General features: G+C 43.5%; 9 protein-coding genes. 6 read left to right on the forward strand and 3 right to left on the reverse strand.

What is annotated here, in order from left to right; translation table 11 throughout:
- Positions 1 to 77 precede the first annotated feature (77 nt).
- The 6 genes from BFS30_RS09385 to BFS30_RS09410 all read left to right on the forward strand — a co-directional run bounded on the left by BFS30_RS09385 (position 78) and on the right by BFS30_RS09410 (position 11,067).
- Positions 78 to 1,406 (forward strand): sugar porter family MFS transporter, encoded by a 1,329-nt coding sequence (locus tag BFS30_RS09385; RefSeq protein WP_069379047.1) that lies wholly within the window; start codon positions 78 to 80, stop codon positions 1,404 to 1,406.
- Positions 1,407 to 1,418: 12 nt separating this feature from the next.
- Complete coding sequence (locus BFS30_RS09390) at positions 1,419 to 2,348, forward strand: carbohydrate kinase family protein (protein ID WP_069379048.1); 930 nt, start codon at positions 1,419 to 1,421, stop codon at positions 2,346 to 2,348.
- Between the two features lie 159 nt (positions 2,349 to 2,507).
- Complete coding sequence (locus BFS30_RS09395; RefSeq protein ID WP_069379049.1) at positions 2,508 to 5,540, forward strand: SusC/RagA family TonB-linked outer membrane protein; 3,033 nt, start codon at positions 2,508 to 2,510, stop codon at positions 5,538 to 5,540.
- Positions 5,541 to 5,569: 29 nt separating this feature from the next.
- On the forward strand, positions 5,570 to 7,312 hold the full coding sequence (locus tag BFS30_RS09400) for a RagB/SusD family nutrient uptake outer membrane protein (protein ID WP_069379050.1): 1,743 nt from the start codon (positions 5,570 to 5,572) through the stop codon (positions 7,310 to 7,312).
- A gap of 28 nt (positions 7,313 to 7,340) precedes the next feature.
- On the forward strand, positions 7,341 to 9,497 hold the full coding sequence (locus BFS30_RS09405; RefSeq protein WP_069379051.1) for a GH32 C-terminal domain-containing protein: 2,157 nt from the start codon (positions 7,341 to 7,343) through the stop codon (positions 9,495 to 9,497).
- Positions 9,498 to 9,540: 43 nt separating this feature from the next.
- Positions 9,541 to 11,067, forward strand: coding sequence for a glycoside hydrolase family 32 protein (locus BFS30_RS09410; protein ID WP_069379052.1), 1,527 nt, complete (start codon positions 9,541 to 9,543; stop codon positions 11,065 to 11,067).
- 117 nt (positions 11,068 to 11,184) lie between these two features.
- Here BFS30_RS09410 and BFS30_RS09415 read toward each other — a convergent pair whose 3' ends face one another.
- Genes BFS30_RS09415 through BFS30_RS09425 form a run of 3 tightly spaced genes read right to left on the reverse strand, consistent with a single transcriptional unit; the run spans position 11,185 to position 16,727 of the window.
- Complete coding sequence (locus tag BFS30_RS09415) at positions 11,185 to 12,189, reverse strand: metallophosphoesterase (protein WP_069379053.1); 1,005 nt, start codon at positions 12,187 to 12,189, stop codon at positions 11,185 to 11,187.
- Between the two features lies 1 nt (position 12,190).
- A complete protein-coding gene (locus BFS30_RS09420) occupies positions 12,191 to 13,711 on the reverse strand; it encodes a RagB/SusD family nutrient uptake outer membrane protein (RefSeq protein ID WP_069379054.1) in 1,521 nt (506 codons plus the stop codon).
- A 25-nt stretch (positions 13,712 to 13,736) separates the two neighbouring features.
- The gene (locus tag BFS30_RS09425) at positions 13,737 to 16,727 is read right to left on the reverse strand and encodes a SusC/RagA family TonB-linked outer membrane protein (RefSeq protein WP_069379055.1); all 2,991 of its coding nucleotides are present in this window, start codon (positions 16,725 to 16,727) and stop codon (positions 13,737 to 13,739) included.
- Positions 16,728 to 16,749 lie beyond the last annotated feature (22 nt).

Genomic DNA, 16,749 nt, shown 5'->3' on the forward strand with positions numbered 1-16,749 from the left:
TTTTTAGAAACGATTTTGATGTTTTTCCTTTTCTCTTTGGTCTAATTTGCCATCATTAACCAATATAAACTTTGAGCATGAAAAAATATTCCGTCCTGGCCTGGTCCATGGTCGTAGCCCTTGGAGGCTTTCTTTTTGGATTCGATACTGCTGTTATTTCCGGAGCGGAAAAGTCAATCCAGCAATTTTGGCAACTGTCTTCTTTCCAACATGGCTTTACCATTTCTATAGCACTTATTGGAACCGTAATCGGCTCACTTATAGGTTCAAGACCTTCAGATCATTTTGGCCGTAAAAATACTTTGTACTTTGTTGCTATCGCCTATTTGCTTTCTTCTATTGGTACTGCACTGGCCGGAGACTGGTCAGTTTTTTTAGCTTTCAGGTTTCTTGGCGGACTTGGAGTCGGGATATCATCTGTAACTGCACCGATATACATCTCAGAAATTTCTCCTGCACATAAAAGGGGAAGACTTGTTGGGTTATTCCAGTTTAATGTGGTTTTAGGAATTCTGATCTCTTACCTGTCCAACTACCTGATCAGTCAGGGTGGAGATTCGTCATGGCGATGGATGCTGGGTGTTCAGGCATTTCCTTCCTTTCTCTTTTTTGTGCTGATTTATTTCATACCCGAGAGTCCGAGATGGTTGATCTTAAAAAAGGGAGCTACCGAAAGTGCTTTAAAGATACTTAAGGTCATCAATCCGCTGAATTGTGAAGAGGAACTGGCAGCTATCCAAAATTCTGCTTTGAAATCCTCTTCAGGAAACGAAGAAAATCTTTTCTCCAGAAAATATAAAACTCCGGTTATGCTGGCCATACTTTTTGCTTTTTTTAACCAGGTTTCGGGAATCAATGCCATCATTTATTATGCACCCAGAATTTTCGAAATGGCAGGTCTTGGCGCACACTCTTCTTTGCTTTCCACTGTAGGAATAGGGATGATCAATTTCATTTTCACTTTAATTGCAATCAATTTTATTGACCGGATTGGAAGAAGGGTATTGATGTTGGTCGGTTCTTTTGGATTGATTGCTTCTCTTTTTCTGGTTGGTTTTACTTTTTATACCGAGAATTTTTCAGGCTTCGCAATTCCCGCTTATATGATGTTATTTATTGCTTTTTTCGCTTTCTCTCAGGGTGCGGTGATCTGGGTTTTTATCTCCGAAATTTTCCCGAATTCGGTTCGTGCAAAGGGGCAGACCCTTGGCAGCTCCACACACTGGATCATGGCCGCAGTTATCGCATTTTGCTTTCCATACCTGGCAGAAACCTTAGGCGGCGCGACGACCTTTTTCTTCTTTGCCGCAATGATGGTGCTTCAGCTAATTTTTGTCTGGAAACTAATGCCGGAGACCAAAGGCAAATCATTAGAACAGATTGGAACTAATTTAATCATGCATTAAAATAAGACAAATATGAATTCCTCAGCTATAAAATCAGTAGTGTGTTTTGGTGAAATCCTTTGGGATAACCTTCCTGATGGCAAAAGACCGGGTGGTGCTCCTATGAATGTCGCCTATCACCTTCATAAATTAGGACTGCAAAGTCATTTGATCAGCAGCATTGGAAATGATGTTGCCGGAAAAGAGTTATTGGATTTTCTGAACGGGATAGGTATAGAAACGACCTGGATACAGACCAATGACAACTATGAAACCAGTCAGGTATTGGCGGCTATCAATGAGGAAAATGAAGTGAGTTATGAGATTGTCGCTCCTGTTGCCTGGGATGATATCAGGTGGGAGGGAGAAATGGAAAACCTGATTAAAACAGCTGATGCATTTGTGTTTGGAAGTCTTTGTTCCAGAAACGAAGCTTCACGCTCCACATTATTAAAAATGTTGACCCATGCCCGTTACAAGGTGTTTGATGTGAACCTGAGGGCACCGCATTACAGCCCTGAATTGGTGTCAGATCTGCTGCGGCAGGCTGATCTGGTTAAAATAAATTCAGCTGAACTTCGCTTAATATCCGAATGGAGTAACATTTCCTATACAAGAGAGCTGGATTGCATTGAAGCCATTTTCGATAAGTTCGGAATGAAAGAAATCCTGATTACAAAGGGACCACATGGTGCAACTTATTACAATAGAAGCCTGACCTATGAATATCCTGCGTATAGCATCAGTGTGGCAGATACCATAGGAAGCGGAGACTCCTTTCTGGCCGCATTTCTTGCCATGAAGCTTGCCGATGAACCGCTTGATGTTACGCTGGATTATGCGGTGGCAATGGGCGCATTTATTACGGCGCAGTCCGGAGCTTGTCCGGCATATTCAAAATTTGATTTCGACAGATTCATCTGGAAGCGGAAATGGTGCGCACCGGACATTGCTTTCCAATAATTAAACCAACCAATATAAACTTAAACCAAATTGTATGAAAAGAAATGATACTTCACCACCATAGCTAAAGGCAATTTTCGCGAGCTAACTAACCAAATAGGGATAGGTCAATTGTAAAATTGACCGGTCTTACCATACACTATTAATTATAACAAGGAAATGAAAATAAGATATTTTCTAATGCTCCTGACCATGTGCCTCTGTTCCCAAAATCTGAGCGCACAAAACAATACTACAGTTACCGGAACAGTAACAGACAACAAAGGAGAAACATTGATTGGCGTCGGCGTTTTACTCAAGGGAACCAAAACGGGTACCAGCACAAACAATCAGGGCCAGTATTCTCTATCCATCCCGGGAAATAATCCAATATTGGTGATCTCGTATCTTGGTTTTTTAAGCCAGGAGATTCCCGTAAACAACAGAACAAAAATTGATGTGTCTTTACAGCCGGACGCTAAAAACCTCGACGAGGTTGTGGTTACCGGTTATCAGACAGAAAAGAAAAAAGACCTCACCGGTGCGGTCTCAGTGGTCGACATGAAGGATGTTGCCAATATTCCCAGTGGGAACGTGATCTCTACCTTACAGGGGCGGGTCCCGGGTTTAAATGTGACCAATAGCGGTCAGCCGGGCGGAGTTGGAACAGGTGTTGGCATCCGTGGAATTACAACTATTAACAACAGCAGCCCGCTCTATGTTGTGGATGGTGTTCAGACCAGAAGTAATATTGCCACACTGCTTAACCCAAATGATGTAGAATCTATCCAGATCTTAAAAGATGCTGCCTCAGCATCTATTTATGGTACACAGGCCGCAAATGGGGTCATTATCATTACTACCAAAAAAGCAAAAAGAAACGAAACACATATTGATTTTGACGCTCAGCTAACCACCCAGTCTTTTCATACGGGTATAAAAATGCTGAGTGCCCAGCAATGGGGGGATGCTTACTGGCAAGCGAATATAAACGATGGCCGGGTGCCTAACCATGACCTTTATGGTTCAGGGGCAACAGCTGTGATTCCGGAATTTATTGATGCAGCGCAGCGCATCCGTTCGGCAAATACCAATTGGGCCAATGAGGTGTATGGTAATTCATTATTACAGAACTATAATCTGTCGATAGCAAAAGGATCCGAAAATGGTTCCACCAGTTTTTCAGTCAACTATTTTGATCAGGATGGCCTGGTTAAGTACACCAATTTTAACCGTCTTAACATGAGACTAAATTCTGATTACGGTTTCCTGAACAACAGAATCAGGGTTGGAGAAAACATGAACATCAGTAGGTGGACTGAAAAACTAAAACCCGGGGGAATAGAGGAACTGGCGATCGCACAACATCCAATCATTCCGGTATATGATATCTTAGGTGGGTACGCAGGACCTACTCAGGGTATAGGTGACAAGCCCAATCCTGTCAGGTTGCTGGATCAGCAGAAGCAAAATCGTCTGGAACAGTGGCGTATTTTTGGTAACCTCTACTTAGAAGCAGAGCCGGTCAAAAACCTGGTGTTCCGCTCCAACTTCAGTTTAAACTTCAGGAATGGCTTCTCCTCGAATTTTGAACCAAAATGGGCCGAAGGTGATAGAAAGGTAGATAAGAACAACCTGGTTACGGTAAATGATTACGACCGGGATTGGATATGGACCAATACTGCAAACTATAGCCTCAATGTTGGGAAGCATACGCTTACCGCATTGGCAGGTGTGGAATCCAAAGAATCTTATTTCGAAAATATATCAGGCAGAAGAGAGAATTACATTATTGAAGCTCCGGACTATCGCTACCTGGATGCCGGAGACGGTGCACAGACCAATGGTGGTACGGCTTCAAGAAATGCTACAGACTCTTATTTCGCAAAAGTAAACTATACCTTCAATGACCGGTATCTTTTGATGGGAACAGTGAGAAGGGACGCCTCCTCCAGGTTTGGAAAAAATAATAATGCAGGCATTTTCCCGGCCGCTTCTGCCGGCTGGAGGATCAGCCAGGAAGATTTTATGAAAAAAGTGGACTGGATCTCTGACCTTAAAATCAGGGCGAGCTGGGGTCAGAATGGGAATGACCTGCTGGACAATGAAGCTACCTACACCAAATATTCTACCAATCTGGTGAGTGGTGGCTATGATATCGGCGGGATCAACCAGGGCGTAATTCCCCGTGGCATCCTGAAGGACAGGACCGGAAGTCCGAATGTAAAATGGGAGGTGACTACACAAACCAATTTCGGACTCGATGTAGCCATGTTAAAAAACCGCTTGAACCTGACCCTTGATTATTACATCAAAGATACTAAAGACATGCTGATTGACCGTCCTTATATCGCATTGATTGGAGAAGGAGGGTATATGGCTTATAACGGAGCCTCTTTGAATAACAAAGGGTTTGAAGCCATTGTCAACTGGCAGGATAAGGTCGGTTCAGATTTTACCTACGACCTTACCTTCAGTGCATCAGCCTATAAGAATAAAGTAACTTCAGTGCCTGATGATATTTTTTATACCTATGGTGGAGGAAACGGGATTGACCGCACAATTGTGGGGCAGCCCCTTGGCTCCTGGCTGGGACTCCAGACCGACGGCCTTTATAAAACGGATGCCGACCTGAACAATGGAATCAACCAACAGGGTAAAGGTCTTGGCAGAATCCGCTATGTGGATACCAATGGTGACAAAATCATCAATGACCGGGACAGGGTATGGCTTGGTTCCGACCAACCCAAATTTATTGGGGGATTAAATGTTGCCCTTACTTACAAGGCCTTTGATTTCTCTTTCTTCGTCAACGGAATGGTTAGGAAAGCTTATAACAATTCGAAGTTCTACACCGACTTTTTTCAACTCTGGACCGGTAATCATGGAACCAGACTTCTGGATGCCTGGAATCCAAACACCAATCCGGATTCAAACATTCCCGGACTTACTGCACTTAATCTGGGCAATGAAGGGCAAACCTCAGATTATTTCGTTGAAAATGGCAACTATCTTAAATTAAAGAACATTCAGCTGGGCTATACGCTACCCGCAGAAATTGCTTCCAGATTTAAGTTGAAAACGGTAAGGTTTTATGTACAGGGACAAGACCTCTTTACCATCACTAACTATACGGGGGCGGATCCGGAAGGTTTGGGTTATCCATATCCATTGCCAAGGACATTTACATTCGGTGCCAGGGTTGGATTTTAAGTATTATACCTAGTTAAAAGTATACGATCATGAAAATTAAATATACATTGTTAGCGGTTCTCTTTGTTTTTTCCGCCTGCAAAAAAGACTTTTTGGATAGCAAACCAAAAGCAAAGCTCAGTGATGAGCTGTTAAATACACCAGAAGGAATTGAAGGACTTTGCATCGCTGCTTATGCTGCACTTGCGGGGCCGGATGGTCAGGGAACACATGAAAGGCCTACCACCAACTGGATCTATGGAGACGTTAGAGCGGAAACAGCTTATAAAGGTGGCGGAGGTGTTGGCGATATCAGCGATTTTAATGCTTTTGAAACCTTTACCGGAGTTTTTCCAACATTTTGGTCTCTGGATGGCAAATGGTTTGACCTATACCGAAGCGTACAACGTGCAAACAGTGCGATCAGACGTTTGAACGCTATTTCCGAAACTGTAATGCCGCAAAAAAATATACGTTTGGGAGAAATGCGGTTTCTGCGGGCACACTATTTTTTCGAATTGAACCGCTTATTTAACAGGGTTCCATATTTCGATGAAAATGTTGAGAATACAGATTACATCAAGATTCCCAATACGCAGTTCAGCAGAGATCAGCTGCTGGAAAAAATAGCTGCGGAGTTTGCTGCGGCATCGGATCTCCTGCCAGCAACTCAAGCAGAACCGGGCAGAACAACTAAATATGCCGCCAAAGCTTACCAGGCCAAAGTGGTTTTGTATAGGGCGTACAAACAAAAAGATGATAACACTTTTAGCTCAATTGATGCAACTTTAATGAACAATGCGCTGACGCTTTGTGATGAAGTTATCACCCAGGGTGGCTATTCGTTACTGGACGATTTTCAAAAACTTTCCCAGGCTGAATTTGATAACAGTAAAGAATCTGTTTTTGCAGTTCAACATTCAATCGGTGACGGAACAACAAATGGCAGGATCAACTGGAGCAATCTTTTGAATGCCCCAAAAGGACCTGCTTACGGAGGGGATGGTTTTTTTCAACCCAGTCAGAATCTGGTAAACTCTTTCAAAACGGATATCAACGGCATTCCAATGCCCGACACTTATAACAACGGCAATCTCATGACTGTTGCCGATGGGCTGGCGACCAACGTGGATCCAAGACTGGATTTCACTGTGGGCAGAATCGGGGTAAGATGGAAAAATTACACTGCTTCTGCGTATGCTGCCAACTGGGCGCGTGAACCAGCCACTTATGGCTACTACCACAATAAGAAAGCATTGGTTTCACCTGAGTCACCGTTTATGGTGAAAGGATTTCCATGGGGAGGTTCAGCTTTAAACTGGACGATTATCCGATATGCAGATGTCCTTTTATGGAAAGCTGAGGCACTAATCGAGCTCAACCGCCAGAATGAAGCTTATCCACTCATCAATCAGGTAAGGGCCCGCGCTAAAAACAGTAAATACGTATTGGCATTCCCAAACACAAGTGCTACTGACTACGCCGCAAAATATAACATCGAAACTTATCAGCCAGGGTTGAACTGCGTATGGACCAATGATTATGCACGTAAAGCTTTGAGGTTTGAGCGTAAGCTGGAATTTGCAATGGAGGGCGAACGTTTCTTCGATCTGGTTAGGTGGGGGATTGCTGATCAGGTGCTGAACCAGGAGTACTTTCCAAAAGAAAAGATACTGAGAACTTATCTGCAGAATGCAAGGTTTGTAAAGGGAAGAGATGAATACTTTCCTATTCCTCAGGCCCAGATTAATTTCTCAGGCGGTTTGTATAAGCAAAATCCAAATTATAATTAATGTATTATTCGCCTGATAATTTATTGATATGAGAACTAGTCACGTTTATATTGCTTTACTGACCCTGACCATTTCATTTTTTCTGCATTTCCCTGCAGACGGACAGGAAATCTTCAGTTTTGAGGGCAAAGAGCCGTTAACATCTGCATCCGGCCATATGAAGCTTATTCTGAAAGGCAGGTCAGCCGTTGCAGAGTTGTCTGAGGGGCTCAGTGGAAAGGGCTTCAGGACTGATGGTTACTCAAGCTACCTGCAGCTGAGAAATCCGGATCGAAAGAACATCCAGGGAGTTTCAGCCTGGTTTGCACTGGAATCTTTTCCAACAGATACTGCCGCATTTTTTTCAGTTAAAGACAGCACAAATCATATTTATCTGGGACTGTGTACTGATCGGTTCGGAGCACTGATGTTAAGTGTCTCAAAAGATAATAAGCTAAATTACATCGCCCTTGGCAGATCTGTTCAACGATTTAAGTGGATTAATCTGGGTTTAGCCTTTAATGAAACAGGATTATCAATCTTATTGAACGGTTTGCCTGTCCCGCTTCCCAATGCGGTAAAGTTTCCGGGAAGGGTCAGTCAGATTCTTCTGGGAAAGGATTTTAGAAATAAAAATCTCGATCTCCTGGATTTAACCACAATAAATGGCCTGGTCGATGAAGTCAGTGTATGGGATTTGCCGATTGATGAGAAACTGATTACTAAGGGGATAGCAACTTATTCAGCCAGAACTCCTATACTGGCAATTCCTTCAAGCAGGTTCAGGGATGATTTCAGCCGTCCAAAATACCATTTGCTTCCTTCGGCTAACTGGACAAATGAGACCCATGGATTAATCTTCTATAAAGGGCTATACCATATCTTCAATCAGAAGAATGCTTCCAGCCTGGCCCTGAGGCAGATCAATTGGGGGCATTTCAGTAGCCCGGATCTGGTCAACTGGACAGAGCACAGGCCTGCACTAAGTCCGGAAAAAGGCTATGATGAAAATGGGATCTGGTCGGGACATGTTGTCGCGGATGACCAGGGAAACCCAGTGATCAGTTATACCGCAGGAGGACCTAAAATGGGAATTGCCCTTGCTTATCCAAAAGACAGCACCCTCATCGAATGGACAAAGTACAAGGACAATCCAGTTATCGGCGGTCAGCCGGAAGGTTATACCAGAACCGACCTCAGGGATACCTATATGTGGAAGGAAGGAAATAAATGGTATATGGTGGTGGGTTTTGGGATAGCGCAAAACAATGAACAAAAGGGCGCTTTATTGCTGTATTCTTCTGATGATATGCAAAAATGGAAATTCCTGCATACCCTTTTTGAAGGAAATCCTGATCGGGACAATTCCGGGATTTTCTGGGAAATGCCTGTATTCAAAAAAATTGGAGATAAGTATATTTTGTTGGTGAACAGGGTTCCTGATAGAGGCGTTCCTGCAAGGGCACAATATTGGATAGGCAGCTTTGTGAAGGAACGTTTTGTTCCGGACCATCCGATGCCGCGCAACTTAGAAGTGATCAACAGATTGCTTTCGCCTTCTGTGGCTGAAGATAAAGAAGGCCGGATCTGTGCAATTGCGATCATTCCTGACGAGATCAGTTCAGAGGCAGCTTATCAACAAGGGTGGTCACATCTTTATAGCATTCCAAGGATCTGGAATTTGTCAGATGGAAAATTAACACAGTCTCCACATCCCGCACTCCGGTCTTTAAGAGCAGCTAACAGCAGCGTGTTGGATACTACGGTTGTCAACCATCAATCGGTTCCGCTTTTTTCCGGGCAGCAATATGAGGTCCTGGCAGAGATTATCCCCAATAAGGCAAAACAATTTGGGTTCGTACTGCATAAAAATGCGGATCAGTCTGAATACACAAAAATATACTATGATGCTGATGCAAAAGAGATGGTTGTGGATCAGCTCCACTCCAGTACAAAAAAAGGAATACCGTTGCGGATTAAAAAAGATGCATTTTTATTAGATACCAGCAAGCCTGTCCGTTTTCATGTTTTCGTGGATGGGTCGGTAATCGAGATTTTTATTAATGATCAGCATGCATTGACCACAAGGATTTTTCCTTCCAAACGAAATAGTGATCAGGCAGAGGTCTTTTCTGAAGGAGGCAACATTGGTGTAAAAGCAGAAACATGGGCAATCAGTCCAGCCCGGATGAACACAGACTTTTGATAACATTGACAAATAAAAAACTGAATAAAATTAACACATCAATATGAATAGGAAATCTTTAAAAATTGCTTTTTTTAGTGTACTGCTACTCTGTACATCAGTCAGAGATACAGCAAGAGCTCAACAGCAAGTAGCCGGACAGATGGAACAACATCGTCCGCAATTCCACTTTTCGCCAAAGAACAATTGGATGAACGACCCTAATGGAATGGTGTATTTAAACGGGAAATACCATCTGTTTTATCAGCATAACCCGAATTCGACAGTCTGGGGGCCCATGCACTGGGGACATGCAACAACACGTGACTTCTTTAATTGGGAGGAGCAGCCTATTGCCCTTTATCCGGATAGTTTGGGAACGATATTTTCGGGTAGCGCAGTAGTAGATGTCAATAATACGGCGGGCTTTGGTAAAAATGCACTGGTCGCAATATTTACCTATCACAATCATAAAATAGAAGAAGCCAAAACTGGTCTTCATCAATATCAAGGCATTGCCTATAGTAATGACGAAGGAAAAACATGGACAAAATATAAAGGAAACCCTGTTCTCCCAAATCCGGGAATAACCGATTTCAGAGATCCAAAAGTAATGTGGTATGAGGCTGGTAAAAAATGGATTATGACCTTGGCTACAAAGGATAGAATAACTTTTTACTCGTCGGCAAACCTAAAGGATTGGAAGAGAGAAAGCGACTTTGGGGATAAATTTGGTGGTCATGGTGGCGTATGGGAATGTCCTGATCTTATCTCATTTGATGTTAAAGGTAAAACGGTATGGGTACTGTTGGTTAGTATCAACCCAGGAGGACCAAATGGAGGTTCCGCAACTCAATATTTTACCGGCGATTTTGATGGGAACAAGTTTATACCCAGCTCCACTGTAGAAAAATGGCTGGATTATGGTACTGATAATTACGCCGGAATTACCTGGTCGAACACAGGTAAGAGGAAAATCTTTATTGGCTGGATGAACAACTGGCAGTATGCAAATCAGGTTCCGACAAAGAACTGGCGTGGTGCAACAACAATTGCCAGGGATTTACATTTGGATCAGATAGCGGGAGATTTTTATGTGCGGTCTGTCCCGGTAAAAGAGATGAATGCATATGTCAAACCGGTCTATAAAAAGAAATCTTTAACACTCAACAAGGAAATTGATCTGTCTGCTTACGCAAAAGGTCTGGATGGAAAGCTAAAGCTGGATTTTACCTTTAACACCACCAAAAGCATTGAGATTGTTTTGAGCAATAAAGAAGGGCAAAAGCTCCTGATTGGCTATGACAATAAAACAAAGACATACTATATTGACAGAACTCATTCCGGTGCGAGTGATTTTGAAAAAGGTTTTGCAAAAAAGCATAGTGCACCAAGAATAGCCAATACGACAAACGCCAAAGTTAGCCTGATATTAGATGTTGCATCAGCAGAGCTTTTTGCTGATAATGGTTTAACCGTGATGACCGATGTGTTTTTCCCTGAAAGTTTAATAAACGGAGTTAAGCTCTCCGGAAATGGAAATCAGGTTATTAATAACCTGATCATCTCATCAATACCTTCTTTTAAATAGGTGGATTAAATTGATCTGAATCGCTGTATAAAACAGCTAATTGATGTGAATGCAGAGAAAGAATTTATATTTCTCTGCATTTTAATGTCCGATTTGTGATGACTCTGAATTTTCTTTCTAGGCCTTCTTCAAAGTGGTTTCATAGATGTTTTTTCCGCTATGGTCTATTATCTTCGCGTTTAACCGGGTTTGATCCACCGAAAAATACATAAAACCATACTCCGAAGCTTCGAACTTGCTGTAAGGAATTCCAGCTGTTACCGGAGTGACCTCAGAACCTGCACCTGAAATAAACTGTTGGGTAAAACCTCCCGTGCTCAGGTGTTGTAGCGAATGGTCGTGCCCCGAAAGGTAAACATCCACTTTATTGCGTTCAAAGATGTCAGAGAGTACTTTTCTAACAGCCAGGGTATCATAATTCCTGATTCTCGGTCCAACCGTATACATCGGATGATGCCCCATCACCATTTTCCATTTTACCTCCGAGCTTGCATTTTTTAAAGTTTCATCCAGCCATTTAAGCTGCATTTCAGGCTGCTGGTCTTTTACCCAGGGCCCGTATTGCTCGCTGGTATGAAATTCAGGTATCAGCGGACAGGTATCGATAAAAACCATTAGCAATTTTCCTCCACCTTTTATCGGCACTTCTTTCGAGTAGTACCTGGAAGGCATTTTCCATCTCCTGCTGATCTTACTGTACCTTACCTGTGCATCAGGATCTGAGATGTAATCGTGGTTTCCGAGAATCGGATACCAGTCCCACTGCAAAGAAAAATCGGTATAAATATTCTCAAACGAGTAATGCCATAGCGGATCATGTTCGCTGGTCACCCCTTTAGGATAGAAGTTATCACCAAGCGAAAGGATAAAGTCGTTCGGATTTTCGGTAGCCCATTTGCCCATTTGCGTGGCAACATGTTTCTGATGATCGGCACCATTACGTCCCCAGTCGCCTACTGCCATAAAGTGGACCGGGTAGTCATCTTTTAACTCACTTCGTGGCGCTACGTCTTCACTTTCCAGATGTGTCTCCGGACTGGCAGCAAATGATTGAAGGGGTGCAAGCATGCTTGCACCTATCGCTGTAAGGGCGGTACCCTTTACAAAATCTCTTCTCTTCATGTTAATAACCGCTGTTTTGTATCAGTTTTTTATTCAGTACCAGTTCCGTAGCCGGAATTGGGAAGATATCTCTGGAAGCACCTTCATTACCTGTTTTAAAACCCCATTTGCCCTGATATTTTCCAAAGCGGATCAGGTCATTGCGGCGCCATCCTTCCCAGGCAAGCTCACGTCCTCTTTCCTCCAGAATGCCATCGAGGGTAATGGTCGTAATTTCTCCGGCCTTTGCCCGAACACGAACCTTATTTACCAGCCCAACTGCTTCAGTCATAGACCCACCTGTTCTCAGTAAAGCCTCTGCTTTTAGCAGATACACATCTGCAAGCCTGAAAACCGGCATGTCATTGCCCTGAAAACGGGTGCTGCTATTGGTATTCGGATCAGGAAAGAATTTGATGGATCTCACGCCTCTGGATACCCCATTTACTTCCGCACCAACATCCATGGTTTCTGTATTGGTCAATACAATCTCCGGTGTAAAATCAAGTTGCGCCGAACCGTTCATAATTTTGGTAGTACCATCGGCAAGAAACTGTTTCCCCGCCAGCCAGGTTGTATTTCGGATGTCTCCAGGTAAGTTAAAGGTATCATAAAACTCCTTTAGCGTACACTGTGCATTACTTGGACTAAAGGGAAGATTATACTTCGCCCTTAGCGTGCTATGAAGCGTAAAACGGGTAATTGCATTTCCGCCCGAATAATTAGGATCATATATCGCAGCAAAGATGGTTTCGCTATTCGCAGCATTTGTTGGCGAAAACAGCGTGTTATAATCGCTCACCAGTGCCATCGATGATCCGTTAATGATTTTATCCCCATAGGTAATAGATTCTGCATACATGGGTTTTCCGATGTAATGCGCTGCATTGATGTACAATTTTTGCAGTAGGGCATAGGCCATCCATTTCGTTGGCCGGCCATAGAATTCTGAAGTAACGGTAGTGGGAGAAGACAAGCCTTCAGCTACCTCAAGCAGCTCCTTCTCTATGTAAGCAAATACTTCTGCGCGCGTAGATTGCTTTGGACTTTCAGCGGTTCCGAAGCGGGTAATGGGAATGTTGCCGAACATGTCCATCACATAGAAATAGTATAGGGCACGCATGGCGCGTATCTCATTTAAAAACTGTGTTTTTGTTGGACTGTCTGCTGATTTCTCTAACAGATTGAGTACCCGGTTACAATCACTTATCCCCGCATATCCCCATTGCCAGGCACTTTGAATGATGGGATGATCCGGCAACCAGTTGTGTTTGTGAAGGGTCTGGTATCTTCCCTGGTCATAATAACCACCGTTCCGGGCGGTAATGATTGCTTCTTCACTCGTCAGTTCGTACATCCTCCAGATATCGACACCGAAACCGGCATTAAATTTTTGATAAACGGTGCCCGTTGCTGCTACAAAGGCATCCGGTGTTACCGGGAAGTTTCCATTTGTCAGTTGCGATTCCACATCAACATCCAGTTTTGTGCAGCTTCCCAGGGTTAAAGCCATCAGGGCTGCAGCTGTTATATATTTTTTCATGTCTCTTTTTTCTTTTTATAGAATGTTATAAATTGAAGTTCAGCCCAAAAATTGCAGCACGTGTTTTAGGGTAGAAATTGCGGTAATCGATGCCGGGAGTCTGACCCGCCATGTTGATCTCCGGATCTACGCCTTTATATTTTGTAATGATAAACAGGTTATTACCTGAGGCATAAACCCTCAGTGTTTTGCTGCCTTTTATTTTGAAAGTATAGCCCAGAGTTGCATTGTCCAGACGAAGGTAGGAGCCGCTTTCCAGGTAACGGTCTGATACAAACTGTGCTTTATCATCGCTGATTGGCTCTGTTAAAGTCACTTTCGCGATGTTGGTTTGAGAGGCATAGATCGGTGCGTTCATATCCGCAAGGGTGGCATTCAGGATTTTGTTTCCATAAACGCCTCGAATGAAAAAGTTAAAGTCGAACTGTTTGTACCTGAACGTATTGTTCCAGCCATATAATAACTTTGGCTGCGCAGAACCCGTTACCGTGAAATGCTCAAATCCTGTATTTCCTGTAGCCGCATTGCCATCTTTATCATAGAACATTGATTTCCCATTGGCATCTTTACCTGCATACCTTAAGGTGTAAAATGATCCCAGTGGAAGACCTTCTTTAATCACCTGGTAACCCAGGGCTCCCGACTGGCCTCTGCCGCCCACATTGGCCGTATAAAACTCATTGGCCTGGAAAAGATCGTTAGAGATCGAGGTGATTTCATTTTTGTTGTGTGATAAATTAACCGCCGTATTCCAGCTGAAATCTTTCGTCTTAACCGGCGTGCTGTTCAGCGTAAATTCGATCCCCTTATTGGTCATTGCGCCAACATTTGCCGTTAACACATTGAAGGGATACTGGGTAGTTGATACCGAATAAGGCGCGATAAGATCAGTGGTTTTCTTATTATACACCTCAATTGAACCAGATAGTTTGTTGTTAAAGAGACCGAAGTCTAAACCTATGTTCAATGTGGCCGTACGTTCCCATTTTAGGTTCGGGTTGTCGTTTTGGATGGGGCCGATTGCTGTTAACCATTTTCCATTCGAATAAAAATACGACCCGTTCTGTGCCCCATAAACCAGTCTGGCCGTGTAGGCGTCAAAACCTACTGAATTTCCTGAAACCCCATAACCGGCACGCAGTTTAAGCTGGTCAATGAACGTTACATTCTCCATAAATGCTTCCCGGTCTATGTTCCATCCTGCGGAAACCGAAGGAAACATTCCCCATCGGTTGTTAATCCCGAAGGCCGACGACCCGTCGCGGCGAAGGGTTGCCTGTAACAGATATTTTCCTTTGTAATCATAGATGGCCCTTCCATAGAAAGAGATCAGACGAAGTGTGGAGATGTACGTATTGCCATAATTCACAACAGTAGATCCGTTTCCATTACCCAATCCCAGATTGTTCCATAAAAGGTCATCAGAAACAAAGTTCTGTCCCGAAGTCTGGAAGCCATCCCCATTGCGGTTTTCCTGCCAGGAGTAGCCGGCCAGTAATTTCAGTCCGTGGTCAGCAAAAACCTTATCATAATTAAAGTATCCTTCAAAAACCTTTTGCGTATTTTTTACTGATGAGCGTTCTGCATAACCATTAAACCCCTGCTTTAACATAGAAGCCCTGTTGTTATACAGATTCTCGTTGATCTGCTCATTTTGCATGGATACCATGGCATTGAAGTCCAGGCCATCAATAATATTAGCTTTCAGTCCGCCATTGATGAGGTAGAGGTTGGTTTTTCCCTGAAATTTGTTGTTTTCCAGCAATGCTACCGGGTTGTAATATCCTCCCGTTCCCGTAGTTCTTGATGGATCTTCGGAGAAACTTCCATCAGCCCTCCTTACCCCAACGGTGGGCAGGTAGGTGAACATGTTATTGTACACCTGGCTGGCGATTCTGTCGTTAACCGTATTGCTGTTTGTCAGGTTAAGGTTTAACTTCAGGCGGTTGTTGAGCAGCCGCTGTTCCATATTTGCCCTTGCAATGAAGCGCTCTATTCCTGAGGTCTTAATAATTCCCTGATTGTCTAAGTAGTTTAGGCTTGCTCCGTAAGAAGAGTTTTCGCCCCCTCCATTAAAGTTGAGGTTATGATTTTGAGAGAAACCTGTTTTGGTTACCTCTTTTAGCCAATCTGTATTGCTGCCATCGTCACTGATCTTATCCAATGTTTTTCCATTGTCTTTTAAATAGGTCCTCAGTTCGTCTCCGGTAGCCATGTCGATGCTGTTAGAAATACTTTCTGAAGCCGCATAAGCACTGTAAGATAGTTTACCAAGCCCTTTTCCTGAATTTTTAGTATTGATCATGATGACCCCATTTGCTGCCCTGGATCCATAAATGGCAGTCGACGAGGCATCTTTCAGTACTTCCATACTGATGATGTCATCTGGTGCTACCAGATCGATCGAAGCTCCGGGAACCCCATCAATCACATAAAAAGGCTCCTGAGCACCTTCTCTGAAGCTTGAGGGGCCACGCAGGATCACTGCAGGTTTATCTGTCGGGTTACCACTTCTGGTGATGTTGAGACCGGCAACTTTTCCCTGAAGCAACTGGCCTGGAGAACTCAGTACACCGCGGTTAAATTCTTCGGGTTTTACAGACGTTACCGCTCCGGTAATTTCGTTCCTTTTACTTTTTCCGTATCCAATAGTTACTTCCTGCAGGTCGTTTGATTGTTCCTTAAGTTTTATGCTCAGTGCAATTTGCTGACCTGTAGTAACGGTATAGCCAGACAGGGTATCTGTTTTAAAACCGATGGAACTGAAGATAAACCGGTAGGGGCCGCCCGGGCTGATGTTTGCAAAGCTGAACAACCCTGTACCCGTAGAAGTTGTTACCAACGACTTACGGGTTTTTTCATTTTCCGCTTTTATGGTAACCCCTGGAAGGCCTTGCCCCGAGACATCCAGAACTATTCCTTTGACAGGTGCTTCCTGTGCAAATGTTGGACCTGCCCAACCTATGATGCCAAGGCATAGCATACGTTTCAGGATTTTGAATCTTGTTGAGTGCATAATAATTTTGGATTCTTTGGTT

This window comes from Pedobacter steynii, from assembly GCF_001721645.1.
GTDB lineage: Bacteria > Bacteroidota > Bacteroidia > Sphingobacteriales > Sphingobacteriaceae > Pedobacter > Pedobacter steynii_A.

Bases quoted from the DNA above. Each gene is read 5' to 3' on its own strand.
- BFS30_RS09400 (WP_069379050.1), top strand. From the start codon at position 5,570: ATGAAAATTAAATATACATTGTTAGCGGTTCTCTTTGTTTTTTCCGCC.
- BFS30_RS09415 (WP_069379053.1), bottom strand. From the start codon at position 12,189: ATGAAGAGAAGAGATTTTGTAAAGGGTACCGCCCTTACAGCGATAGGT.
- BFS30_RS09425 (WP_069379055.1), bottom strand. From the start codon at position 16,727: ATGCACTCAACAAGATTCAAAATCCTGAAACGTATGCTATGCCTTGGC.
- BFS30_RS09390 (WP_069379048.1), top strand. From the start codon at position 1,419: ATGAATTCCTCAGCTATAAAATCAGTAGTGTGTTTTGGTGAAATCCTT.
- BFS30_RS09405 (WP_069379051.1), top strand. From the start codon at position 7,341: ATGAGAACTAGTCACGTTTATATTGCTTTACTGACCCTGACCATTTCA.
- BFS30_RS09410 (WP_069379052.1), top strand. From the start codon at position 9,541: ATGAATAGGAAATCTTTAAAAATTGCTTTTTTTAGTGTACTGCTACTC.
- BFS30_RS09385 (WP_069379047.1), top strand. From the start codon at position 78: ATGAAAAAATATTCCGTCCTGGCCTGGTCCATGGTCGTAGCCCTTGGA.
- BFS30_RS09395 (WP_069379049.1), top strand. From the start codon at position 2,508: ATGAAAATAAGATATTTTCTAATGCTCCTGACCATGTGCCTCTGTTCC.
- BFS30_RS09420 (WP_069379054.1), bottom strand. From the start codon at position 13,711: ATGAAAAAATATATAACAGCTGCAGCCCTGATGGCTTTAACCCTGGGA.